24 protein-coding genes are annotated in these 22,196 nt (G+C 69.3%); 20 read left to right on the top strand and 4 right to left on the bottom strand.

Going from position 1 to position 22,196, the window contains the following annotated elements:
• Nucleotides 1-117: 117 nt before the first annotated feature.
• From pedF to pqqE, 8 genes are all read left to right on the top strand, one after another.
• Complete coding sequence (gene pedF / locus JN22_RS10065; protein ID WP_143268254.1) at nt 118-561, top strand: cytochrome c-550 PedF; 444 nt, start codon at nt 118-120, stop codon at nt 559-561.
• A 188-nt stretch (nt 562-749) separates the two neighbouring features.
• Nucleotides 750-1,400, top strand: a complete 651-nt coding sequence (locus JN22_RS10060; protein ID WP_085553806.1) for a response regulator — start codon at nt 750-752, stop codon at nt 1,398-1,400.
• Nucleotides 1,401-1,433: 33 nt separating this feature from the next.
• Entirely contained in the window at nt 1,434-1,997 is a 564-nt protein-coding gene (locus JN22_RS10055) for a rhodanese-like domain-containing protein (RefSeq protein ID WP_085553805.1), read from the top strand.
• A 141-nt stretch (nt 1,998-2,138) separates the two neighbouring features.
• Nucleotides 2,139-2,234, top strand: coding sequence for a pyrroloquinoline quinone precursor peptide PqqA (gene pqqA, locus JN22_RS10050; protein ID WP_223677655.1), 96 nt, complete (start codon nt 2,139-2,141; stop codon nt 2,232-2,234).
• Nucleotides 2,235-2,335: 101 nt separating this feature from the next.
• On the top strand, nt 2,336-3,286 hold the full coding sequence (pqqB, locus tag JN22_RS10045; protein ID WP_085553803.1) for a pyrroloquinoline quinone biosynthesis protein PqqB: 951 nt from the start codon (nt 2,336-2,338) through the stop codon (nt 3,284-3,286).
• Nucleotides 3,283-4,059, top strand: a complete 777-nt coding sequence (pqqC, locus tag JN22_RS10040) for a pyrroloquinoline-quinone synthase PqqC (RefSeq protein WP_085553802.1) — start codon at nt 3,283-3,285, stop codon at nt 4,057-4,059. Before pqqB ends, pqqC begins: the two co-directional genes overlap by 4 nt.
• Nucleotides 4,056-4,358, top strand: coding sequence for a pyrroloquinoline quinone biosynthesis peptide chaperone PqqD (pqqD, locus tag JN22_RS10035; RefSeq protein WP_223677654.1), 303 nt, complete (start codon nt 4,056-4,058; stop codon nt 4,356-4,358). The genes pqqC and pqqD overlap by 4 nt, the downstream gene beginning before the upstream one ends.
• Nucleotides 4,355-5,473 (top strand): pyrroloquinoline quinone biosynthesis protein PqqE, encoded by a 1,119-nt coding sequence (gene pqqE, locus JN22_RS10030; RefSeq protein ID WP_085553801.1) that lies wholly within the window; start codon nt 4,355-4,357, stop codon nt 5,471-5,473. The genes pqqD and pqqE overlap by 4 nt, the downstream gene beginning before the upstream one ends.
• Nucleotides 5,474-5,510: 37 nt before the next feature.
• Here the strand turns inward: pqqE and JN22_RS10025 are convergent, their stop codons facing one another.
• On the bottom strand, nt 5,511-6,659 hold the full coding sequence (locus JN22_RS10025; RefSeq protein ID WP_179166112.1) for a hypothetical protein: 1,149 nt from the start codon (nt 6,657-6,659) through the stop codon (nt 5,511-5,513).
• Between the two features lie 199 nt (nt 6,660-6,858).
• On the opposite strand from JN22_RS10025, the gene JN22_RS10020 reads away from it, so the two are divergent.
• From JN22_RS10020 to JN22_RS09970, 11 genes are all read left to right on the top strand, one after another.
• The gene (locus JN22_RS10020) at nt 6,859-7,785 is read left to right on the top strand and encodes a hypothetical protein (RefSeq protein ID WP_085553800.1); all 927 of its coding nucleotides are present in this window, start codon (nt 6,859-6,861) and stop codon (nt 7,783-7,785) included.
• Nucleotides 7,782-8,213, top strand: a complete 432-nt coding sequence (locus JN22_RS10015) for a phage holin family protein (protein ID WP_085553799.1) — start codon at nt 7,782-7,784, stop codon at nt 8,211-8,213. Before JN22_RS10020 ends, JN22_RS10015 begins: the two co-directional genes overlap by 4 nt.
• A 21-nt stretch (nt 8,214-8,234) precedes the next feature.
• Complete coding sequence (locus JN22_RS10010; RefSeq protein ID WP_085553798.1) at nt 8,235-9,245, top strand: hypothetical protein; 1,011 nt, start codon at nt 8,235-8,237, stop codon at nt 9,243-9,245.
• 299 nt (nt 9,246-9,544) lie between these two features.
• A complete protein-coding gene (locus JN22_RS10005) occupies nt 9,545-9,997 on the top strand; it encodes an SUF system Fe-S cluster assembly regulator (protein ID WP_085553797.1) in 453 nt (150 codons plus the stop codon).
• A gap of 28 nt (nt 9,998-10,025) precedes the next feature.
• Nucleotides 10,026-11,510 (top strand): Fe-S cluster assembly protein SufB, encoded by a 1,485-nt coding sequence (gene sufB, locus JN22_RS10000; RefSeq protein ID WP_085553796.1) that lies wholly within the window; start codon nt 10,026-10,028, stop codon nt 11,508-11,510.
• 94 nt (nt 11,511-11,604) lie between these two features.
• On the top strand, nt 11,605-12,357 hold the full coding sequence (sufC, locus tag JN22_RS09995; RefSeq protein ID WP_085553795.1) for a Fe-S cluster assembly ATPase SufC: 753 nt from the start codon (nt 11,605-11,607) through the stop codon (nt 12,355-12,357).
• Nucleotides 12,357-13,712: a Fe-S cluster assembly protein SufD gene (gene sufD / locus JN22_RS09990; RefSeq protein WP_085553794.1), complete on the top strand. Its 1,356-nt coding sequence runs from the start codon at nt 12,357-12,359 to the stop codon at nt 13,710-13,712. Before sufC ends, sufD begins: the two co-directional genes overlap by 1 nt.
• Nucleotides 13,712-14,980, top strand: a complete 1,269-nt coding sequence (locus JN22_RS09985) for a cysteine desulfurase (RefSeq protein ID WP_085553793.1) — start codon at nt 13,712-13,714, stop codon at nt 14,978-14,980. The genes sufD and JN22_RS09985 overlap by 1 nt, the downstream gene beginning before the upstream one ends.
• A complete protein-coding gene (gene sufU, locus JN22_RS09980; RefSeq protein ID WP_085553792.1) occupies nt 14,977-15,450 on the top strand; it encodes a Fe-S cluster assembly sulfur transfer protein SufU in 474 nt (157 codons plus the stop codon). Before JN22_RS09985 ends, sufU begins: the two co-directional genes overlap by 4 nt.
• A 16-nt stretch (nt 15,451-15,466) precedes the next feature.
• Complete coding sequence (locus JN22_RS09975; RefSeq protein ID WP_085553791.1) at nt 15,467-15,901, top strand: iron-sulfur cluster assembly protein; 435 nt, start codon at nt 15,467-15,469, stop codon at nt 15,899-15,901.
• 22 nt (nt 15,902-15,923) lie between these two features.
• A complete protein-coding gene (locus tag JN22_RS09970) occupies nt 15,924-16,268 on the top strand; it encodes a HesB/IscA family protein (RefSeq protein WP_085553790.1) in 345 nt (114 codons plus the stop codon).
• A gap of 166 nt (nt 16,269-16,434) precedes the next feature.
• Here JN22_RS09970 and JN22_RS09965 read toward each other — a convergent pair whose 3' ends face one another.
• The 3 genes from JN22_RS09965 to JN22_RS09955 form a co-directional block, all read right to left on the bottom strand.
• Nucleotides 16,435-17,148: an SGNH/GDSL hydrolase family protein gene (locus tag JN22_RS09965; RefSeq protein ID WP_085553789.1), complete on the bottom strand. Its 714-nt coding sequence runs from the start codon at nt 17,146-17,148 to the stop codon at nt 16,435-16,437.
• A gap of 77 nt (nt 17,149-17,225) precedes the next feature.
• Complete coding sequence (locus tag JN22_RS09960; RefSeq protein ID WP_143268253.1) at nt 17,226-18,023, bottom strand: SGNH/GDSL hydrolase family protein; 798 nt, start codon at nt 18,021-18,023, stop codon at nt 17,226-17,228.
• Nucleotides 18,020-19,222 (bottom strand): OpgC family protein, encoded by a 1,203-nt coding sequence (locus JN22_RS09955; protein ID WP_223677653.1) that lies wholly within the window; start codon nt 19,220-19,222, stop codon nt 18,020-18,022. Before JN22_RS09955 ends, JN22_RS09960 begins: the two co-directional genes overlap by 4 nt.
• 246 nt (nt 19,223-19,468) lie before the next feature.
• Here JN22_RS09955 and pepN point away from each other — a divergent pair, with 246 nt between their 5' ends.
• Entirely contained in the window at nt 19,469-22,126 is a 2,658-nt protein-coding gene (gene pepN / locus JN22_RS09950) for an aminopeptidase N (protein ID WP_085553787.1), read from the top strand.
• Nucleotides 22,127-22,196 lie beyond the last annotated feature (70 nt).

Below are 22,196 nucleotides of genomic sequence, written 5' to 3'. Positions count from 1 at the left end.
GGGCCATCCCCTTGTACCATCGTCCAATTATTGCGCGTTCGAACGGTGGGTATCCTCCACAGCAACCCGCCCCCGCCAAACCGGGACACACCGTTGCCTAGGATGAGGACAGCCCCCATGAAGCGCCCCCTTTCCGCCCGCCTGCGCACGCTCGCCCTCGCCGGCCTCGCGCTCGGCGCCCTGGCCGCCGCCCCGACCACCGTCTCCGCCCACGGCGACATGACGCCCCAGCCGGTCGACACCACCGGCCTCGACAAGCTGGGCGAAACCTGGAAGGACGCCAACCCCTTCCGCGGCAACCCGCGCGCCATCGAGATCGGCGCCTCGGCCTTCAACCAGAATTGCGCGCGCTGCCACGGGCTGGGCGCGGTGTCCGGCGGCATCGCCCCCGACCTGCGCTACCTGGAGGCCGGCGACAGCGGCGACGAGTGGTTCAAGGAGCGCGTCATCAACGGCGCGGTCCGCAACGGCGTCACCTACATGCCGCGCTTCGGCGAGGCGCTGGGCCAGGAGGCCCTGTGGGCCATCCGGAGCTGGCTGGAGACCGTCCACGCCGACTGACGCCGGAAGCGACGCTTCCGGATGGCATGGTGGCGCGGCGTGCGGCAAGTTCGCGCACGAAACAGTCAGCCTCATGCATCAGTTGCCGCGCTCCGGTCGGTTCTGCCAGTATGATGAAAGGGGGACGGGAACCAACGCGTCCCGTTCCCCAACCGCGCCCTCCGTCGTTTCCATGGGGACCGCAGGCCATGACCCGGATCCTGATCGCCGACGACCACCCGATGGTGCGCGACGCCCTGCGCAACGCGGTGCTCTATTCCTGCCAGGCCACCGACGTGATGGAGGCCGACGGGCTGGAGTCCGTGATGCGCGCGCTGGAGGAGCGGGGCGACATGGACCTGATCCTGCTCGACGTGAACATGCCCGGCATGAACGGGCTGGGCGGACTGCGCACCCTGCGCCAGCGCTTCCCGGCCACGCCGGTCGTGGTCGTGTCGGCGCACGAGGAGCGGCGCATGGTGCGCGAGGCGATGGACAGCGGCGCCGCCGGCTTCATCCCCAAATCGACCCCGCGCGACGCCATCGCCTCGGCGCTGCGCCAGGTGCTGAACGGCGAACTCTACGTCCCTCCGCAGAGCGACGACGACCCCGCCGGGGACGACCTGGAGGACGCTGAAACCGCCGACATCGCCCGGCGCATCGCCACCCTCACCGCTCAGCAGCAGCGCGTGCTGGAGATGCTGGGAACCGGAAAGCTCAACAAGGAAATCGCCTTCGACCTCAGCATCACCGAAACCACGGTGAAGGCGCACGTCTCCGCCATCCTGCAAAAGTTGAAGGTCTACAGCCGCACCCAGGCGGTGGTCATCGCCAACCGGGTGCTGGCCGGACGCCGCTGACGGAACACCCGCCGACGGAACATCGCCGACACCATGAAACTCTTCAGCGCCGCCATGATCGCCGCCGCCCTGCTGGCGGCGGCAGTCCCGTTCGTTCCCGCCAAGGCCGCCGGCGTTGATGAGCCGCCGGGTTTCCGCCTGTCGGACTACCGCGCGCCCACGCCAGCGGGCCTGTCGGGCGCCGTCACCCTGGACACGGGCGGCGTACGCGCCCTGCTGGAGCAGGGCGGAACGGTGCCGATCTACGTCCAGAAGCTCGACCGCAGCACGCTCCCCGGCGCGCCCTGGCTGCTGTCGAAGCCCTTCCGCCAGATTCCGGGCAGCGTCTGGCTGCCCAACGTCGGGCTGGGCGCTCCCGACCCGGCGACGCTGTCCTGGTTCGAGCAGCATCTTGCCCGGCTGACCGGCGGCGACCGCGCGCATGGCCTTCTGTTCTACTGCCTGTCCGATTGCTGGCTGTCGTGGAACGCGGCCAAACGGGCGGTGCTGGCCGGCTACACCCGCGTCCATTGGTACCCCACGGGCGTCGACGGCTGGATGGAAGCCGGGTTGCCGACGGAGGAGGCGCAGCCGCTGCCCGGTCCGCCGGCACCGTAGAAGGCGCGATCTTGAAATCCCATGGCGGGGCCATGGAACCGATCAGCTCGCCCGGCATTGCACCATCGTACCATGGCCGGTCCCCCGTCCGACCGGTATTATTCCCATCGACCAACAGTAGTGGTCGCCAACAATCCATAATTGGGAGAAACCAGAATGAAGACCTGGCGCAAACCGAAGACCACCGAGATCGCCGTCGGTACGGAGATCAACGCCTACGCCTGCGCCGCGCTGTAAGCCGGATCGGCCCTGGCCGATGGGCGCCGCGTCCCCGCACCGCGGCGCCCATCCTCCGGCACCACCCCTTTTCAGCCCCCTGCCAGCGTGAGGGCCGGCCCATGCACATCCTTGTTCTCGGCTCGGCGGCCGGCGGCGGCTTTCCGCAATGGAACTGCGCCTGCGAAGGCTGCCGCCGCGCCCGCGCCGGCGATCCGGCCGCCCGGCCCCGCACCCAATCCTCGCTGGCGGTCAGCGCCGACGGCGCGCGCTGGATCCTGCTGAACGCCTCGCCCGACCTGGGGGCGCAACTGCTCGCCAACCCCGCCCTGCACCCCCCCGTCGCTTCCCAGGGAGATAGCGCCACGCGCGGCAACCCGATCGCCGCCGCCCTGCTGACCAACGCCGACATCGACCATGTGGCCGGGCTTCTCACCCTGCGGGAGTCCCACCCCTTCGCGGTCTACGCCACGCCGCGCGTCCAGGGCGTGCTGGCCGCCAACCCGGTCTTCAACGTGCTGAACCCGGCCCTGGTGCCGCGCCGCCCGATGAGCCTCGGCACGCCCTTCGAACCGGCCGACGCCGCCGGCCGGCCGCTGGGGCTGGAGATCGAAGCCTTCGCCGTCCCCGGCAAGGTGGCGCTCTATCTGGAGGACGAAGCCGCCGGCCCGTCCTTCGGCTCGGTCGCCGAGGACACGGTGGCGCTGCGCGTGCGGCCGGCGGACGGCTCCAGCGAGGGGCTGTTCTACATCCCCGGCTGCGCCGCCCTTCCCGGCTGGCTGGCCGACCGGCTGTTCGGGGCGCCGCTCGTGCTGTTCGACGGCACCACCTGGACCGACGACGAGATGATCCGCACCGGAACCGGCGTGAAGACGGCCGCCCGCATGGGCCACATGCCGATGTCGGGGCCGGACGGCAGCCTCGCCGCCTTCGCCTCGCTGAACGTCGCGACCAAGATCTACATCCACATCAACAACACCAACCCCGCGCTGCTGGAGGATTCGCCGGAACGGCGGAAGGCGGAAGCGGCGGGATGGCACATCGCCCATGACGGGCTGGAGCTGACCCTATGAGCGCATTTCTGTCGGTCGAGGCTTTCCGCGACGCGCTGCACGCCATCGGCGAGCGGCAGTACCACGACCTTCATCCCTTCCACCAGCTCCTGCACGGCGGCCGGCTGGAGAAGGGCCAGATCCAGGCCTGGGCGCTGAACCGCTTCTATTACCAGGTGTCGATCCCGCGCAAGGATCTGACCATCATGTCCCGCATGGACGACCCGGCCCTGCGCCGCGCCTGGCTGCAACGGGTGCTCGACCATGACGGGCTGAACCAGCAGGGCGAACCGGACGAGGGCAAGGTCGGCGGCATCGAGCGCTGGCTGCGGCTGACCGACGGGCTGGGACTCGACCGCGACTATGTGCGGTCGCTGGAGGGCATCCTGCCGGCGACGCGCTACGCGGTGGACGCCTACGTCAATTTCGTGCGCGACCATTCGCTGCTGGAGGCGGTCGCCTCCTCGCTGACCGAGCTGTTCGCCCCCTCGATCCACCGCGAGCGCATCGCCGGCTTCGAGCAGAACTACGCCTTCGCCAACGATAGCACGCTCTCCTACTTCCGCAAGCGGCTGGACGAGGCGCCGCGCGACGTCGAGTTCGGCCTCAACTACGTGCTGGCCAACGCCCGCACCGCCGAGCAGCAGCAGCAATGCCTGCGCGCCCTGCGCTTCAAGACCGAGCTGCTGTGGGCGCAGCTCGACGCGCTGCACCACGCCTACGTCACGCCGAACCTGATCCCACCCGGCGCCTTCGTCCCCACGGACATGGCACCGACGGAGTACCGCCGGTGACCCTGGCCGGCATTGCGGAGAGCGACCGGCTGCGGTTGGCCCCCGGCGTCATGCTGCGCCACGACCGCCTGCGCGGGCAGTGGATGCTGATGGGGCCGGAGCGGCTTCTGGTGCTGGACGAGATGGCCCTGGCCGTCGTCCGCGCCTTCACCGGCCCGGCCGGCGGCGCGGAGGCGGGGGACGTCGCCCAGGCCATCGACCGGCTGGCGGAGGAATACGACGCCCCGCGCGACGAGATCTCCGCCGACGTTCTGGAACTTCTGACCGACCTGCGCAACAAGGGGTATCTCACGGCATGAGCTGCACCCTGCCCGCCTTCGCCGCCGTGGCGGCCAACGCCCCGGCCCCGCCCTTCGCGGTGCTGATGGAGCTGACGCACCGCTGCCCGCTGCGCTGCCCCTACTGCTCCAACCCCACCGCCCTCGATCCGGCCAGCGCCGAGCTGGACACCGCGACCTGGAGGCGCGTGCTCGACGAGGCCGCCGACGTCGGCGCCCTCCAGGTCCATTTCTCGGGCGGCGAACCCTGCGTCCGCAAGGATCTGGAGGAGCTGGTCGCCCACGCCACCGGCATCGGGCTGTACAGCAACCTGATCACCTCGGCGGTTCTGCTCGACGCCGAGCGGCTGAAGCGGTTGAAAGCCGCCGGCCTCCAGCATGTCCAGATCAGCCTTCAGGACAGCGAGGCGGGGGGCGCCGACCGCATCGGCGGCTATCGCGGCGGCCACGCGCGCAAGCTCGACACCGCCCGGCGGGTGGTGGCGGAAGGGCTGGCGCTGACCATCAACGCCGTTCTCCACCGCCACAACATCGGGCGGGTGAACGAGGTCATCGATCTGGCGCTCGACCTTGGGGCCGGGCGGATCGAGATCGCCAACGTGCAGTATTACGGCTGGGCGCTGGAGAACCGCGCGGCGCTGATGCCGTCGCGCGAGCAGCTCCTGGAAATGGACGCCGCCGTGCGCGCCCGGCTGCCGGAACTGGCCGGGCGGATCGTCGTCGACTACGTGGTTCCCGACTATTACGCCCGCCGTCCGAAATCCTGCATGGGCGGCTGGGCGCGGCGCTTCATGAACGTCACCCCGCGCGGCCGCGTCCTGCCCTGCCACGCGGCGGAAACCATTCCGGGCCTGGAGTTCGAAACGGTGTTCGACCGCAGCCTGTCGGAGATCTGGACCGACGGCGCCGCCTTCGCCCGCTACCGGGGCACCGCCTGGATGCCGCAGCCCTGCCGGTCCTGCGACCACAAGGAGGAGGATTGGGGCGGCTGCCGCTGCCAGGCCCTGGCGCTGGCCGGCGACGCCGACGCCGCCGACCCGGTGTGCGAGCTGTCCTCGGCGCACGAGGCCGTCGCCGCGCTGCGCGACCGCGACGCGGCGGCGCTCGGCACGGAGTGGCGCTACCGGGGGCTGTGACGTCGCCGGGGCCACCGTCCAGGCACCGGACCCGGCGTCACGCCAGCATGTTCACCGTGGGCAGGCCTCCCCCGGCCGCCGCGTCGCCTCCCATCGGCACCGTGCCGCCATCCAGCCCGCTCACCGGCCCCCCGCCATCGCCGGCCGTCTCGTCCGGCACGGTCAGGGCGCCCGCCCCTTCAACCTTGGAGCCGAACGCCGCCTGACGCAGCGCGTTCACCTCCTTCTGCGCGCCGTCGACCAGCTTGTCGATCTGCTTGAACGCCTCGCGGCGCTCCTTGCGGCGCTTCTCGGATTCGTCCAGCTCGTTGGCGACCTTCGCCTCGCCGACCACCTGCTTGGCGACGTGCAGCACGCCCTCGACCCGCCGGCCGAAGGCATCCGCCTCCTTGTAGCGCGACATCTTCAGGTCGTTGTCGGCGATCATGTCCCGGATCAGCGCCCGCGCCCGCTCGCCGCGCGTGCCGCCGCCGGACACCCCGGCGCTGTCCGGCAGGCCGGCCAGCATGGAGTTGACCATGCCCGCCAGTTCCGGCGGCAGGCCGTCGTCGCCGGCCGGGAGAGCCGCCTCGGCCGCCTCCCCTTCCGCCAGGCCTGAGGCCAGCGCCTCCGCGGCTCCGGCCTCAGGCGGCGTCGGCGCCGGAATGGCGTCGCCCTCCACCCCGGCCGAAACCGTCAGCGAGAACGAAACCTCCGTCTGCCGCACCGTCAGGGACGTCACCGTGGTCGTCCGCGTGATCTCGGTGGCGCCGGCCATGCCGGCCCCGCCCGGCAAGCCCATCGCCGCCGCGTTGGCGATCCCGGCCCCGTACTCCTTCGCCGCCCGACCGGCCTCCTTGGCGAGGCGTCCGGCTTCAGCCGCGAGCTGCGCCATCTTCTGCGGATCGCCCTGGGCGTAGCGCATCGCCAGCTTGAGTTCCTGGATCTTGCGCTCGACCCGTTCCAGCCGCTGTTCGGCGGCGGCCTTGGGCCCGCCGACGCGCTGCGCCTCCTCCAGCGCCGCCTGGGCGCCGGCGTGGTCGCGCAACTGGCGCGGCGTCAGTTGGAAGGCCGCGCGCTCCGCCTTCCGGCCGAGCTGGCCCTTGGCGTCTTCCGCCTCGAGCTCCTTTTCCCACGGCTTCTTGGCCTGCTGCAAACGGAACATGCCCGTCCGCGCGTCCGACAGCACGCTGAAAACGCCGCTCATGCCCTTCGCCCTCCGGTTCGGCGGGACCGCGCTCTTTCGCGGGAAAGTTTAGCACAACCGGACGGCTTGTCCATTTTCCCCGCGCGGCTTTGCGGAACCCTGAAGCCTCCGCTCTGTTTCCTTCTCCGTCATCGGATGCCGCAACGCGCGGCGCAACGCCGCAGCCGGCGGAAGACAGGAATCCCGAGGAGGAAATCAGATGGCAGACCGCGACACGACCGACACCGGCCGCACCGGCACCCATTCCGCGTCTGCGGGAATGGGCACGGGCGACACGGTGGCGGGCCTGAAACAGTCCATCGGCCGCGCCGCCAGCGAGGCCGCCGACACGGCGATGGACACCGGCCGCGAGGCCGTCGGGTCGGCCCAGGGCCGCATCCGCTCGCTGCTGGAACAGCAGACCGACCGCGCCGCCGACCAGTTGGGCGGCGTCGCCAGCGCGCTCCACAAGGCCGCCGATCATCTGAACGCCGAGAACAACGGCACCGCCGCCCAATACGCCGTGCAGGCCGCCGACCGTGTCGAGCGGGTGGCCGACATGCTGCGCCATTCCAGCCTGGACGACATCGTCGGCGAGGTCGAGGGCTTCGCCCGCCGCCAGCCGGAGATCTTCATCGGCGGCGCCTTCGCGCTCGGCTTCCTCGCCGCGCGCTTCATCAAGAGCTCCGGCGAACGCCGTCTGCACGGCCAGACCGGCACGGTTCACAGCCGTGCCGCCGAGGCCGCCGGCCGCAACGCGCGGCGCAGCGCCGATTACCGCACGGCCGAAGGCAGCGGCCGCGCCATGGCCGGCGGCATCGCCGACTCGGCCCTGCGCACGCCGCGTCGCGCCGCCGATCTGGGCGAGGGCACCGGATCGCCGCTCAACGCTCCCGGCGGCGCCCACGGCATCGGCGCCCCCGGCATCGGTGCCCAGACCAGCGGAATGCCCAAGCCGGCGGCCGGCCTGCCGCTGTCGCGCGCCCCGGCGTCGGCGAGCGGCCACAACCCGCCCCCGACGGGCAGCGGCTCCGCGGAGACGGCCCTGGGCAGCGCCACCATCAAGACGCCGGACATCACGACGGCCAGCGTGAAGGGTGCCGATGTGAAGGCGGTCGACATCAAGCCGGCGGGACAACGGCCATGAGCGCGGCCGAGAACCGCTACGACGATCCCCGTCGCCCTGATCCACGGCAGGACCGGCCGCTGGCCGGCCTGTTCGCCGATCTGGCGCGCGAGACGACCAACCTCGCCCGCTCGGAGATCGCTCTGGCCAAGGCCGAACTCAGCGACAAGGCGGCCGAGGCGGCCGGTGGAGTCGCCTACATCGCCATCGGCGGTCTGGTCGCCTTCGCCGGCGTCCTGGTCCTGCTGGCGTCGGCGGTTCTCGGCCTGTCCACCGTGCTGGAACCCTGGCTGGCCGCGCTGATCGTCGGCGTCGCCGTCGCCGCGATCGGAGGCATTCTGGCCTATGTCGGCAAGAACCGGCTGAAGCCCGAGAATCTCCGTCCCCGGCGCACCATCGGCACGCTGAACGACGACAAGCGCTGGGCCGAATCCCAGCTCGCCCGCTGAGCCGCCTGATTTGAGCCCCCGATGCCCCGCCCGGACGCCGGCAACGGCAACACATCCCCCGACCTCGACCGCCTGGAGGGCGAGATCCGCGCCAGCCGCGCGCGCATCGACGGCACCGTCGACGCGCTGCGCGGCCGGATGGCGCGTCTTTCCCCCCGCACCCTGATGGAGCGCAAGATGAGCCACAGCTACACCTCCCCCGACCACGGGTCCGACCGCGACCAGCGCGACCGGCATGGCCAGCCGGCGCGCGGCACCTACCGCCCGGCCAGCGCCCCGTCGTCGATGATGGGCAGCGTGACCAGCAACCCGATCCCGCTGGCGCTGATCGGCGTCGGCCTTGGTTGGCTGGCGCTGTCGACCAGCGGCTACGACCGCCGCATCGCCCGCAGCAGCACCCTGCGTTCGATCCGCCACCGCGCCGAGGACGCCGTCGGCTACGCCCGTGACACGCTCGGCAGCGCCGGCGACAGCGTGCGCAGCGCCGCCAGCTCGGCCTATGACAGCGCATCGGATGCCGTCAGCGGCGCCTACGACAGCGCGTCGAGCGCGGTGAGCGGTGCGTACGACAACGCCTCCAGCGCGGTCGGCAGCGCCTATGACAGCGCCAGCAGCGCGCTGGGCGACAACGGCAACCGTGTCGCGAACCGCGGGCCGGGCGGTGCGCTGTCGACCTCGCACTCCACCTCCCACTCCAGCCTCCATGTGCGCGAGCGGATGCACGACGTCTCGACCGGCTTCTGGGACATGGTGGAGGACCACCCGATGGTCGCCGGCGCCATGGGCGTGGCGCTGGGCGCGGCCATCGGCGCCGCCCTGCCCTCCACCCAGTCCGAGAGCCGCTGGGTCGGCCCCTACGCCGACGAGGCGACCGAGCGCGCCAAGACGCTGGCCATGGACGCGTTGGACCGCGGCACCCGCGCCGCCCAGGCCGCCGTCGAGGCCGCCAGGGAGGAGGTGACCGAGGCGGCCTCGTCCACCGCCGACGCGGCCCGCAGCGCCGCCCGCGAGGAGGCGAAGAAGCCGGCCTGACCCGCGGGTTTCCATCCTGTTTCCATCCGACGGCCTTGAGCCCCGCGCCACCCCGGCGCGGGGCCTCTTTCGTTTCGGAAGGACCGCAACCGAGGGCGCCGCCGCGACGCAGCGGCGCAGCCTATTTTTCGTGTTGCGCGCTGACGCATGGCTGGGTTGTATACCCAAGCGGGCGGATCGGGCATTCCACCCCCTTGCCCAGCCACGCTTTTGCTTGACATAGGACCTAAGTAGGCCATCTAATCAGGACTAATTTAGTCCTGTATTCGGAGCCTGTCCTTGTCCATCGGGGTGCGCCCATGATCCGGCTCAGCAAGCTGACCGACTACGCCATCGTCGTCCTGAGCGAGATGGCGCGCCATGCCGGCACGGTCCACACCGTGTCGCTGCTGGCGGAGCGCACCGGCGTGCCCGCGCCGACGGTCGCCAAGCTGATGAAGGCGCTGACGCCCGCCGGGCTGACGACCTCGCAACGCGGGGCCGCCGGCGGTTATGCGCTCAGCCGGGCCGCCGATGCAATATCCATCGCGGAGATCATCACCGCGCTCGATGGGCCGATCGCGCTGACCGCCTGCGTCGACGGCGCCGACAGCCAGTGCGGGGTCGAGCGGCTTTGCCCGATGCGCGGCGGCTGGGAAAAAGTCAACCGCGCCATCCGCGGCGCGCTGGAGGAGGTCACCCTGTCCGACATGATGGTTCCCGTCACCTTCCCGGCCCCCGCCGCCGCGCCTTCGGCGCAGCCGGCGCACTAACCCACTTCTCACGAGAACGAGGCAAGCCATGGCCGCCCAGCCGGAAACCATCGAACAGGTCCGCGCCGTCACGGAGCAGAAGTACAAGTACGGCTTCACGACCGACATCGAATCCGACGTGGCGCCCAAGGGGCTGAACGAGGACATCGTCCGCTTCATCTCGGCCAAGAAGAACGAGCCGGAATGGCTGCTGGAATGGCGCCTGAAGGCCTTCCGCGTCTGGCAGACGATGGAGGAGCCGCAATGGGCCGCCGTCAGCTTCCCGCCGATCGACTACCAGGACGCGCATTATTACGCGGCGCCCAAGATGAAGGCCGGCCCGAAGTCGCTCGACGAGGTCGATCCCGAGCTGCTGAAGACCTACGCGAAGCTGGGCATCCCGCTGCGCGAACAGGAGATCCTGGCCGGCGTCGAAGGGTCGGAGGGCAAGAGCCCGGCCATCGCCGTCGACGCCGTGTTCGACAGCGTTTCGGTGGCGACCACCTTCAAGGCCAAGCTGGAGGAGATGGGCATCATCTTCTGCGCGATCTCCGAGGCCGTGCAGAAGCACCCGGATCTCGTGAAGAAGTATCTCGGCTCGGTCGTGCCCTACACCGACAATTTCTACGCGACGCTGAATTGCGCGGTCTTCACCGACGGCAGCTTCGTCTACATCCCCAAGGGCGTCCGCTGCCCGATGGAGCTGTCGACCTATTTCCGCATCAACCAAGCCAACACCGGCCAGTTCGAGCGCACGTTGATCATCGCCGACGAGGGCAGCTACGTCAGCTATCTGGAAGGCTGCACGGCGCCCAAGCGCGACGAGAACCAGCTCCACGCCGCCGTGGTCGAGCTGGTGGCGCATGACGACGCGACGATCAAATACTCCACGGTGCAGAACTGGTATCCGGGCAACGAGGAAGGCGTCGGCGGCATCTACAACTTCGTGACCAAGCGCGGCGCCTGCCGCGGCAGGAACTCGAAGATCTCGTGGACGCAGGTCGAGACCGGCTCGGCGATCACCTGGAAGTACCCAAGCTGCATCCTCCAGGGCGACAATTCGGTGGGCGAGTTCTATTCGGTCGCCATCACCAACAACTTCCAGCAGGCCGACACCGGCACCAAGATGATCCACATCGGCAAGAACACCCGCAGCACAATCGTGTCGAAGGGCATCTCGGCCGGCAAGGCGCAGCAGACCTACCGGGGCTTGGTGAAGATCCTGCCCAAGGCCGAGGGCGCGCGCAACCACACCCAGTGCGACAGCCTGCTGATCGGCGACCAATGCGGCGCCCACACCGTGCCCTACATCGAGAGCCGCAACCGCTCCGCCCGCATCGAGCACGAGGCGACCACCGCCAAGATCAGCGAGGACCAGCTCTTCTACTGCCGCCAGCGCGGCATCTCGGAGGAGGACGCGGTCTCCCTGATCGTCAACGGCTTCTGCAAGGAGGTCCTGAAGGAACTTCCCATGGAATTCGCCGTGGAAGCCCAGAAGCTGGTGGGCATCAGCCTGGAGGGCAGCGTGGGCTGACGCCCGCGCCCGCCGCCCGCTCGCGGAATTTCGACAGCCAGTCTCCGGAACAGCGCAGACACCCCGGACAGCCGAACGCCTGAAGGACCGAACCATGATCGAAATCAAGAATCTGCACGCCAAGGTGGACGGCAAGGACATTCTCAAGGGCGTCGACCTGACGATCCGCCCCGGCGAGGTCCACGCCATCATGGGTCCGAACGGCGCCGGCAAGAGCACCCTGTCCTACGTGCTGGCCGGCCGCGACGGCTACGAGGTCACCAAGGGTTCCGTCACCTATTACGGCAAGGATCTGCTGGCCCTGGAGCCGGAGGAGCGCGCCGCCGCCGGCGTCTTCCTCGCCTTCCAGTACCCGGTCGAGATCCCCGGCGTCGCCAACACCACCTTCCTGAAGACCGCGCTCAACGCCATCCGCAAGCATCGCGGCGAGAAGGAGCTGGACGCCATGCAGTTCCTCAAGCTGCTGCGCGAGAAGACCAAGGCGCTCGGCATGTCGGACGAGATGCTCAAGCGCGCGGTCAATGTCGGCTTCTCCGGCGGTGAGAAGAAGCGCAACGAAACGCTTCAGATGGCGGTGCTGGAGCCGAAATTCGCCGTGCTGGACGAAACCGACAGTGGGCTCGACATCGACGCGCTGAAGATCGTCGCCGAGGGCGTCAACGCCCTGCGCTCGCCCGAGCGCTCGATGCTGGTCATCACCCACTACCAGCGGCTGCTCGACTACATCGTCCCCGATTACGTCCATGTCCTGGCCGCCGGCCGCATCGTCAAGTCGGGCGGCAAGGAGCTGGCGCTGGAGCTGGAGAAGAACGGCTACCGCGATTTCGGCGTGAACGAGGCCGCGTGATGGCGACGATGACGACCACCTACTCGACGCGCGGCGCCGACCCGGCGACGGCCCCCGCCTTCCTGGAACCGCTCGACCATCTGAGGAGCGGCCTGCCGGGGGCGGCGCTGTCCTGGGTGCGCGACCTGCGCGAGCAGGGCCGCGAGCGCTTCGCCGCCGTCGGCCTGCCCACGATCCGCAACGAGAGCTGGCGCTACACCAACCTGCGCGATCTGGCCAAGCTGGCCTTCCACCCGGCCGTCACCGCCGACAGCGACGCCTGCTTCGACCTGCTGCCGACCGTCCGCCCCGAGGGTCACGGCCCGCGTCTGGTCTTCGTCGACGGCCGCTTCCGCGCCGAGCTGTCCTCGACCGAGGGGCTGCCCGACGGCGTCGAGCTGCTGAGCCTCGCCACCGCGCTGACCGATCACGGCGATCTGGTCGGCGACCACATCGGCCGCCTCGCCGCCGCCGACGACCGGCCGCTGGTGGCGCTCAACAGCGCCTATCTGGCCGACGGCCCGGTCCTGCGCATCCCGCGCGGCGTCGCGCTGGATCAGCCGGTCGAGCTGGTCTTCGTCTCGGTCGGCGCCGAGGATCGGGCGACCTCCTTCCACCCGCGCACGCTGATCGTCGCCGAGGCCGGCAGCCGCGCCGTGGTGGTCGAGCATCACGTCGGCTGCGGCACCGGCACGACGCTGGCCAACCACGTCGCCGAGATCTTCGTCGGCGAGGGCGCCACGCTGCACCACTACAAGGCCCAGCGCGAGGGAGCCTCCGCCTTCCACCTGTCGCACACGGCGGCGACGGTGGCCAAGGACGGCTGCTACGACAACTTCATCCTGACGCTGGGCGGCCGGCTGTCGCGCAACGAGGTGGTCAGCACGCTGGCCGGCACCGACGCGCGGACCCACGTCAGCGGCGGCTACATGGTGCGCGGCAACCAGCACGCCGACACCACCACCCTGATCGACCACGCCCAGCCCAACGGCACCAGCCGCGAGGTCTACAAGGGCGTCATCGACGACACCGCCCGCGCCGTCTTCCAGGGCAAGATCATCGTCCGCCCGCAAGCCCAGAAGACCGACGGGCACCAGTTGAACCGCGCCCTGCTGCTGTCCGACACGGCGGAGATCGACGCAAAGCCGGAGCTGGAGATCCACGCCGACGACGTCAAGTGCAGCCACGGCTGCACCGCCGGTGAGTTGGACGACAACGCGCTCTTCTACCTGCGCGCCCGCGGCATCGACCAGGAGACCGCGCGCGGCCTGCTGATCGGCGCCTTCCTGGCCGAAGCCATGGAGGAGATCGCCGAAGAACCCATCCGCGAGGCCTTCCAGACCCTCGTCGCCGGTTGGTTGGAGGAAAAACGCTGATGCCCGAAGCCGACGCCATCCTGAGCCCAGCCTACGACGTTGCGCGCGTCCGCGAGGATTTCCCAATCCTCGCCCGCAGCGTCCACGCCCGGAAGGGAAAGCCCGGAAAGCCGCTGGTCTATCTCGACAGCGGCGCCTCGGCCCACAAGCCGCGGCAGGTGATCCAGGCGATGACCCGCTTCCTGGAGGAGGATTACTCCAACATCCACCGGGGCGTGCATTTCCTGTCGCAGACCGCCACCGATCAGTTCGAGGCGGTGCGCACCAAGGTCGCGCGCTTCATCAACGCGCCGTCGGACCGCAACATCGTCTTCACCCGCAGCTCGACCGAAGCGATCAACCTCGTGGCCGCCAGCTACGGCCGGACCTTCCTGTCGGAGGGTGACGAAATCATCCTGTCGATCATGGAGCACCACGCCAACATCGTGCCGTGGCAGCTCCTCCAGGCCGACAAGAAGATCGTCATCAAGGTGGTGCCCTGCGACGAGGACGGCGTCCTCGACCTCGACGCCTACAAGGCCCTGCTGTCCGACCGCACCAAGCTGGTGGCGATCACCCACTGCTCCAACGTGCTGGGCACGGTGACGCCGGCCAGGACCATCGCGGCGCTGGCGCACGAGCGCGGCGTGCCCGTGCTGTTCGACGGCAGCCAGGCGGTGGTGCATGGCCGGGTCGACGTGCAGGACATCGACGCCGACTTCTACGTCTTCACCGCCCACAAGCTCTACGGCCCGACGGGGCTGGGCGTCCTCTACGGCAAGTACGATATCCTCAAGCGCATGCCCCCCTACCAGGGCGGCGGCGACATGATCGAGTCGGTCAGCTTCGAGGGCACCACCTTCAAGGCGCCGCCCGCCCGCTTCGAGGCCGGCACCCCGCCGATCACCGAGGTGATCGGCTTCGGCGCCGCGCTCGACTACATCGAGGCGCTCGGCCGCGACGCCATCGCCGCGCACGAGCACGATCTGCTGCAATACGCCACCCAGCAGCTCTCGCAGATCGAGGGGCTGCGCATCATCGGCACGGCGCCGGGCAAGGGGCCGATCGTCTCCTTCGCGCTCGACGGCGTTCACCCGCACGACGTCGGCACCATCGTCGACCAGTATGGCGTCGCCGTCCGCGTCGGGCGCCACTGCGCCGAGCCGCTGGCCGAGCGGTTCGGGGTCGGCCCGACGGTCCGCGCCTCCTTCGGCCTCTACAACACCCGCGCGGAGGCCGACGCGCTGGTGGAATCGCTCCAGGCGGTCAAGGAGTTCTTCGGAGCATGATGGACGATCTGCGCGAGCTGTATCAGGAAGTGATCCTGGACCACGGCAAGAATCCCCGCAACTTCCGCCATCCCGACGATTCCAACCGCGAGGCGAAGGGCGAGAACCCGATGTGCGGCGACCGCTTCATGGTCTATCTGACCGTGAAGGATGGGGTGGTGGCGGACGTCGCCTTCCAGGGGCGCGGCTGCGCCATCTCCACCGCCAGCGCCTCGATGATGACGGAGCTGGTGCAGGGCAAGACGGCCGAGGAGGCCGAGACCCTGTTCCACACCTTCCACGAGCTCTGCACCAAGGACGAGGACGAGCAGGACGCCCATGGCGAGGTGGACGAGGAGACCATGGAGAAGCTGATGGTCATGTCGGGCGTGCGCCAATTCCCGGTGCGGGTGAAGTGCGCGACGCTGGCGTGGCACGCCATGAACGCGGCGCTGCACGGCCAGGACTCCGCGTCCAGCGACCAGTTTTGAGAGAGGGGTGACCGCGATGACCGAAAACGCCCTGAGCCGGTTGGCCAACAACAGCGAGACGTCGGCGGAAGCGGCGGCGCCAGTGGCAGCGGAGGCGGTTCCCGAGAAGGCGAACCCGCTGGCCCCGCCCCCTGGCTACGACCCGCGCGAAGAACTCATGGACCGCGTCGTGGCGGCGATCAAGACCTGCTACGACCCCGAGATCCCGGTGGACATCTGGGAACTCGGCCTGATCTACCGCGTGGACATGGATGGCCAGCGCAACGTCGAGATTGACATGACGCTGACCAGCCCCATGTGTCCGGTGGCCGGCGAGCTTCCCGAACAGGTCCGTCAGGCCGTGCTGGGCGTGGAGGACGTGAACGAGGTCAAGATCGACCTCGTCTGGGAGCCGCCATGGCACCAGGGCATGATGTCCGAGGTCGCCCGCCTGCAACTGGATATGTTCTGAGTCTTTTCAGGAGACCACCGCCATGGCCCGTTCGCTCCCCAAGGCGCTCACCATCACCGACAGCGCCGCCAACCGCGTCAAGGCGCTGATGTCGAAGGCAACCGACGACATCGTCGGCCTGCGCATCGGCGTGAAGGCGCGCGGCTGCTCCGGCCTCAGCTACGACGTCCAGTACGCCAAGGAGAAGCTGAAGTTCGACGAGGTGGTGGAGGACAAGGGCGTCACCATCCTGATCGACCCCGCCGCCGTGATGTTCCTGATCGGCAGCGAGATGGATTACGTCGACGACAAGTTCCAGACCGGCTTCGTCTTCAAGAATCCGAACGAGAAGGGCCGCTGCGGCTGCGGCGAGAGCTTCCACGTCTGAGGTTTCTGTTTAACGGCCTCGCCCCTCCCGGACAGCGTCATGCCCGGACTTGATCCGGGCACCCACGGCCGCAATCCTGCGAAGCCGTTGGAGCGTGGATGGCCGGGACAAGCCCGGCCATGACCAAGCGGGAAAGCGGCGATCATCGGAAAAGGACGTCGGCTGTTCAGTCCGCCCGCCCCTGCTGCGGGCGGATGGCGTCCTCGATCCCGGCGGCCAGCGTGCGGGCGACGCAGTCGTAGCCGGCGTCGCTCTGATGAACCCCGTCCGGCCCGATGAGTTGGCCGACGGTCATCCGCTTGCTTTCCACCAGATCCCGCATCACCGCGAAGCGTTGGAACAGACCGACATGCTCGTCGGCCGCCACATGGGCGATCTGCGCCAGCATCGCGTCGGTGCGGCCCTTGGCGAGCATCCGCGGCGCGTATTGCAGATCCATCAGCACGACGTCGAGGCCGGCGGCCTGTGCCTGCTCCACGCCGCGCCGGACGGATTTCTCGCTCAGCGCGAAATCGCCGTCGCGCAGGACGGTGTTTGCCCCGACCTGCCAGATCAGCAGGTCGGCGTTCTGGGCCAGCACGTCGTTGCCGATCCGCTCCACCGTCTGGTCGTCGGTTTCACCGTTGATCCCCTTGTTGAGGACGCTCACCTCGACCGACCCGGCCCACTGGTGCAGGTAATGGGCAAGGCGGGCCGGGTAGGCGCGGTCCGGCGCGCTCGCCCCGGCCCCGGCCGTGGAGGAGGAGCCGAGCGCCACGATCCGCACCGGAAGCCCCGAGGCGAGGCGCTCGGCCACCCGTGGCAGATAGGCGGCGAGGCTGGTCCTCGCCCTCGGCACCTGACAGGCGCTGGCCGGCGCCGCCTCGGGCTCCGCCGCCATCACCGTCCCCAATCCCCCGAAACCCCCTCCCGAAACCCCGAAAACCACCGTCAGAACCGAAAAAAACCCCCTGCGGATCAATGCGCCGCCCTCCTGGCATGGTCGATCATGGACACGATGCTTTCGGCCAGCAGTTGACCGACGCAGCGATGCACGAACTCGTAGGCGTCCTGCTTGGCCTGCACGTCCGCCTCGCCGAAATCGACTCGGCCGGTTTCCACCCAGTGGCGCATGATGTCGTAGCGCGGAAAATGGAAGACCTCCGCGTTCTGCGACAGCCACGCCATATAGGACAGGTAAGGGGCGAAATCGATCAACTGTGCCGTGTGCATGCTGTACTGCATGTCCATGATCACAAGATCGGCGCCCTGCCGCACCACGCCGTCGATTCCCTGGTTCAGCGCCCCGCCGAAGCTTTCCGGATCGAGGTTGCGCATCGCGTCCACGGTGCCGGTCTGCCAGACCACCAGCGCCGGTTGCCGCTCTCCCACCGCCCGCAGCAGGGGCTCCAGCATGGCCGGCGCCGCCGCGCCCGGCAGGTTCATGACCTCGACCTCGATCCGGCGGCCCGGCAGGCGCCGCTTCAGTTCCCCCTTCAGCCAGACCGGGTAGCCCGATGCCGGCGGCCGGGTGCTCGGCTTGACCGAGTTCACGATCAGCACCGACAACGGCAACCCGCTGTCGATCCGCTCGCGCGCCCGCGGCAGACCGGCGTCGACGGTCGTCAGCACCGAATCCGGCACCCGGCACGCCTCATCCACCAACGATTCCGCCCATACGGATCCCGCCAAGGTCTGGCTCCCGGCGCCGGCCGACATGCCCATCAGGAGGGCGGCGGCCAGCAGAGGAAGGCGTCGCCCGGCACGTCGTCTCATGCTCTCGAATTCCTCGCAGCGGGGGCCTGCTGGCGCCTCGCCCGTTCAGCCGACTGATACCACGTCAGAAGCCGGGACAGCAGCACCATCGCGGAGATCCCGAAAATGGTAACAAGGAACTGGGCGGAGAGCGAGCCGTTGACGTGCACCAGCACGGTCTGCGCGGCGAAGGACAGCAGGACGCCGACGCAGAACACATGCAGGGACTGCCGCCCGCACTCCACGACCGGCGCGGCGAGCGGCGCCCTCAGCCAGGGCGCGTCGAACGGGGTGAGGCGCAGGACGACGTAGGCCAGCGCGCAGAAATGCGCCAGCCGCAGCGGGTCGAGATCGGTCTTGCTGATGGGGTAGAGGATGTCGGTCAGCCAGTTGGGCAGCAGCCGGTGCAGGAAGGCGAACTGCCAGGACAGGGCCAGGAACAGGCTGAGCGCCAGGAACAGGATGGCGGCGACCATCACCGGACGGCGCGGCCGCAGCAGGGCAGCCCGCAGGCCGGGCAGGCGTTGCAGCACCGCGCCGGTGACGAACAGGAACTGCCAGGCGAAGGGGTTGAAGTACCAGACGCCGCCGTCCGGGTGGGTGGGCAGGTTCCATTCGCCGGCCCGTGCCGCGAGGTAGAGGAACCCCGATCCCGCCAGCACCATCAACGGCCGGCGGCGCAGGGCCGGCAGCAGGAGCGGAAGGGCCAGCATCAGCACGATGTAGAGCGGCAGCACATCGAGATTCGCCGGCCGGAACTTCAGCAGCAGCGCCTGGGTCAGCGCCGTGACGGGATCCTGGAAATAGCTGGCGATCCCCATTTCCTCGGTGAACAGCGGACTCTCGAAGACGCGCGCGGTGTAGGCGATCTGCGCCGTGAAGGCGAAGAACAGGATGATGTAGGTGACGTACAGCGTCCAGCAGCGGTGCAGCACCTGCGCCGCCGTCATCGGGAAGCCGGCGCGCTCCAGCGTCCGCCCATACACCATCGCCGCCGTGTAGCCGGAGATGAAGACGAAGATCTCCGTGGCGTCGCTCAGCCCGAAATTCCGCGGCGTCAGCCAGGAGATCTGGTTGGCCGGGATGTGGTTGACGAAGATGAACCACAAGGCCAGCCCGCGGAAGAAGTCGAGCCGCACGTCCCGGTCACCGGCGGCGTGGCCGCCGGTGCGGGCATTGGCCATGCGGGCGGTGTGCGGAAGGCTGGGTGTGTCGGTCATGTCCGTCGATCCATGCGCAGGTGCCACGCCGGGTAAACAGTTGGCGCCGGGGGGTTGGCCCGTCGCCCGCAAGTTTTCCGGATACTCCCGACTGGCGCCCGCGGGCCGGCACCATACCCCCATCCCACACCGGCGCAAAGCCGGGTGTCACCCTCATCCCCATTCCCACAGGGGACAGCCCCGATCCGCCTTGCTACAGTTCCCCGATCGGATTCCTCGCGAACGACTGAGCAGAGACAAGGCATCATGGACAAAGGCACGCCGAAGGCCATCCGGCTCCAGGATTACCGCCCGCCGGCCCATCTGATCGACACGGTCGACCTGCACGTCGATCTGGGGGAGGAGGTCACCACCGTCCGTGCCGTGCTGGCGATCCGCCGCAACCCGGCCCGCACCGACGCCGCGGGCGAAGCGCTGACGCTCGACGGCCAGCGGCTGGAGCTTGTGTCGGTGGCGCTCGACGGCCGGACGCTCGGGGCCGACGCCTACACGCTGACCCCCGACAACCTGACGATCCCCGGCACGCCGGATCGCTTCACGCTGGAGACCGTCGTCCGCATCAAGCCGCAGGAGAACACCGCGCTGGAGGGGCTGTACAAGTCCTCCGGCAACTTCTGCACCCAGTGCGAGGCGGAGGGCTTCCGCAAGATCACCTATTTCCTCGACCGCCCCGACGTGATGGCGCGCTACAGCACCACCATCACGGCCGAGAAGGCGCGCTACCCGGTCCTGCTGTCGAACGGCAACCTCGCCGAGGCCGGCGAGCACGGCGACGGCCGCCACTGGGCGCGCTGGGAGGATCCCTTCCCCAAGCCCTGCTACCTGTTCGCGCTGGTCGCCGGCTCGCTGGTCCACGCCGAGGACCGCTTCCGCACCGCGTCGGGCCGCGACGTCACGCTCCGCATCTACGTCGAGCCGGGCAACGAGGACAAGGTCGACCACGCCATGCGCTCGCTGATCAAGTCGATGCGCTGGGACGAAGAGGTCTACGGACTGGAGTACGACCTCGACATCTTCAACATCGTCGCGGTCGGCGACTTCAACATGGGGGCGATGGAAAACAAGTCGCTCAACGTCTTCAACACCAAATACATCCTGGCGAAACCGGAGACGGCGACCGACACCGATTTCCTGAACATTGAGGCGGTCGTCGCCCACGAGTATTTCCACAACTGGACCGGCAACCGCGTCACCTGCCGCGACTGGTTCCAGCTGTCGCTGAAGGAGGGTCTGACGGTCTTCCGCGACCAGGAATTCTCCTCCGACCTGAACTCCCGCGCGGTCAAGCGCATCGCCGACGTCCAGGGGCTGCGCACCGTGCAGTTCCAGGAGGACGCCGGCGCCATGGCCCACCCGGTGCGGCCCGACAGCTACGTCGAGATCAACAACTTCTACACGCCCACCGTCTACAACAAGGGTGCGGAGGTCATCCGCATGATCCACACCCTGCTGGGACCGGAAAACTACCGCAAGGGCATCGACCTCTATTTCCAGCGCCATGACGGGCAGGCGGTGACCTGCGACGACTTCGTCGCGGCGATGGCCGACGCCAGCGGGGTCGACCTCGCCCAGTTCCAGCTCTGGTACCGGCAGGCCGGCACACCGGAACTCGACGTCTCGACCGACCACGACGCGGCGGCGAAGACCTACCGGCTGACCGTGCGCCAGACCGTGCCGGCGACGCCGGGCCAGCCGGTCAAGCAGCCGATGCACATCCCGCTGGTGGTCGGCTTGCTCGGCCCCGACGGCGCCGACCTGCCGCTGCGGCTGGCCGGCGAGGAGACGGCATCCGGGACCAGCCGCATCCTGCACGTCACCCAGGAAACGCAGGTCTTCGAGTTCCAGGACGTCGCGGCCCGCCCGGTGCCGTCGCTGCTGCGCGGCTTCTCGGCCCCGGTGAAGCTGAGGGCCGACATCCCCGACGCCGACCTCACCTTCCTGATGGCCAACGACAGCGACGCCTTCAACCGTTGGGAGGCCGGGCAGATCCTCGGCACGCGCATCCTGCTGGGCCTCGTCGCCGACCGTCAGGCCGGCCGCGACCTCGTCCTGCCGGAGAGCTACGTCGCCGCTGTCGGCAAGGTTCTGGCGGACGCCGAGCGCGATCCCGCCTTCGCCGCCCAGGCGCTGGTGCTGCCGACCGAGGCCTATCTCGGCACCCAGATGGCGGTGGTCGACCCCGACGCCATCCACGCGGTGCGCGAGTTCGCCCGCAAGCGGCTGGCCGATGAACTCCGCCCGCAATGGCTGGCGCTGTACCGCCGCAATTCCAGCCAGGAGCCCTTCTCGGTCGAGGCGGCGGCCATCGGCAAGCGGGCGCTGAAGAATCTCTGCCTCGCCTACCTGATGGCGCTGGAGGACGAGGAGGCGCTCGGCCTCTGCCTCGGCCAGTATCACGGCGCCCAGGCGATGACCGACGTGATCGCCGCGCTGCAATTCCTCTCCAACGCCAAGGCCGCCGAGCGGGAGGAGACGCTGGCCGGCTTCTACGAACGCTGGAAGGGCGACGCCCTGGTGGTGGACAAGTGGTTCAGCGTGCAGGCGATGTCCCACCGTCCCGACACGCTGGAGCGGGTGACGGCTCTCCTCGGCCATCCGGCCTTCGAGATCCGCAACCCGAACAAGGTCTATGCGCTGATCGGCGGCTTCGCCAACGGCAACCCGGTCCGCTTCCACGAGGCGGGCGGCGCCGGCTACCGCTTCCTGGCCGACCAGGTCCTGCGGCTCGACCCGATGAACCCACAGGTTGCAGCCCGGTTGATGGGTCCCTTCTCCCGTCTGCGGCGCTATGACGCGGCCCGTCAGGCGCTGATGAAGGCCGAGCTGGAGCGGATCGTCGGCACGCCGGGCCTGTCGCCCGACGTCTACGAGGTGGCGAGCAAGAGCCTGGACGCCGCCGGCTGAACCCGGCCGGGGCATGGAAAAAGGGCCGGAGGCTTTCCCCTCCGGCCCTTCGTCCAGACCCGGTCCCGTG

It is taken from the genome of Azospirillum agricola (assembly GCF_020005195.1).
Taxonomy (GTDB): domain Bacteria; phylum Pseudomonadota; class Alphaproteobacteria; order Azospirillales; family Azospirillaceae; genus Azospirillum; species Azospirillum agricola.
Note: the sequence above shows the minus strand (reverse complement) of the source record. Positions and strands in the feature narration are given on the sequence as shown.

Coding starts and splice junctions, on each gene's coding strand:
- sufU (WP_085553792.1), top strand. CDS start 14,977: ATGATGGACGATCTGCGCGAGCTGTATCAGGAAGTGATCCTGGACCAC.
- JN22_RS09975 (WP_085553791.1), top strand. CDS start 15,467: ATGACCGAAAACGCCCTGAGCCGGTTGGCCAACAACAGCGAGACGTCG.
- pepN (WP_085553787.1), top strand. CDS start 19,469: ATGGACAAAGGCACGCCGAAGGCCATCCGGCTCCAGGATTACCGCCCG.
- JN22_RS10015 (WP_085553799.1), top strand. CDS start 7,782: ATGAGCGCGGCCGAGAACCGCTACGACGATCCCCGTCGCCCTGATCCA.
- JN22_RS10025 (WP_179166112.1), bottom strand. CDS start 6,659: ATGAGCGGCGTTTTCAGCGTGCTGTCGGACGCGCGGACGGGCATGTTC.
- JN22_RS09970 (WP_085553790.1), top strand. CDS start 15,924: ATGGCCCGTTCGCTCCCCAAGGCGCTCACCATCACCGACAGCGCCGCC.
- JN22_RS10005 (WP_085553797.1), top strand. CDS start 9,545: ATGATCCGGCTCAGCAAGCTGACCGACTACGCCATCGTCGTCCTGAGC.
- JN22_RS09955 (WP_223677653.1), bottom strand. CDS start 19,222: ATGACCGACACACCCAGCCTTCCGCACACCGCCCGCATGGCCAATGCC.
- JN22_RS09960 (WP_143268253.1), bottom strand. CDS start 18,023: ATGAGACGACGTGCCGGGCGACGCCTTCCTCTGCTGGCCGCCGCCCTC.
- JN22_RS10020 (WP_085553800.1), top strand. CDS start 6,859: ATGGCAGACCGCGACACGACCGACACCGGCCGCACCGGCACCCATTCC.
- JN22_RS10010 (WP_085553798.1), top strand. CDS start 8,235: ATGCCCCGCCCGGACGCCGGCAACGGCAACACATCCCCCGACCTCGAC.
- pqqE (WP_085553801.1), top strand. CDS start 4,355: ATGAGCTGCACCCTGCCCGCCTTCGCCGCCGTGGCGGCCAACGCCCCG.
- JN22_RS09985 (WP_085553793.1), top strand. CDS start 13,712: ATGCCCGAAGCCGACGCCATCCTGAGCCCAGCCTACGACGTTGCGCGC.
- pqqB (WP_085553803.1), top strand. CDS start 2,336: ATGCACATCCTTGTTCTCGGCTCGGCGGCCGGCGGCGGCTTTCCGCAA.
- sufC (WP_085553795.1), top strand. CDS start 11,605: ATGATCGAAATCAAGAATCTGCACGCCAAGGTGGACGGCAAGGACATT.
- pqqC (WP_085553802.1), top strand. CDS start 3,283: ATGAGCGCATTTCTGTCGGTCGAGGCTTTCCGCGACGCGCTGCACGCC.
- sufD (WP_085553794.1), top strand. CDS start 12,357: ATGGCGACGATGACGACCACCTACTCGACGCGCGGCGCCGACCCGGCG.
- JN22_RS09965 (WP_085553789.1), bottom strand. CDS start 17,148: ATGGCGGCGGAGCCCGAGGCGGCGCCGGCCAGCGCCTGTCAGGTGCCG.
- JN22_RS10055 (WP_085553805.1), top strand. CDS start 1,434: ATGAAACTCTTCAGCGCCGCCATGATCGCCGCCGCCCTGCTGGCGGCG.
- pedF (WP_143268254.1), top strand. CDS start 118: ATGAAGCGCCCCCTTTCCGCCCGCCTGCGCACGCTCGCCCTCGCCGGC.
- JN22_RS10060 (WP_085553806.1), top strand. CDS start 750: ATGACCCGGATCCTGATCGCCGACGACCACCCGATGGTGCGCGACGCC.
- sufB (WP_085553796.1), top strand. CDS start 10,026: ATGGCCGCCCAGCCGGAAACCATCGAACAGGTCCGCGCCGTCACGGAG.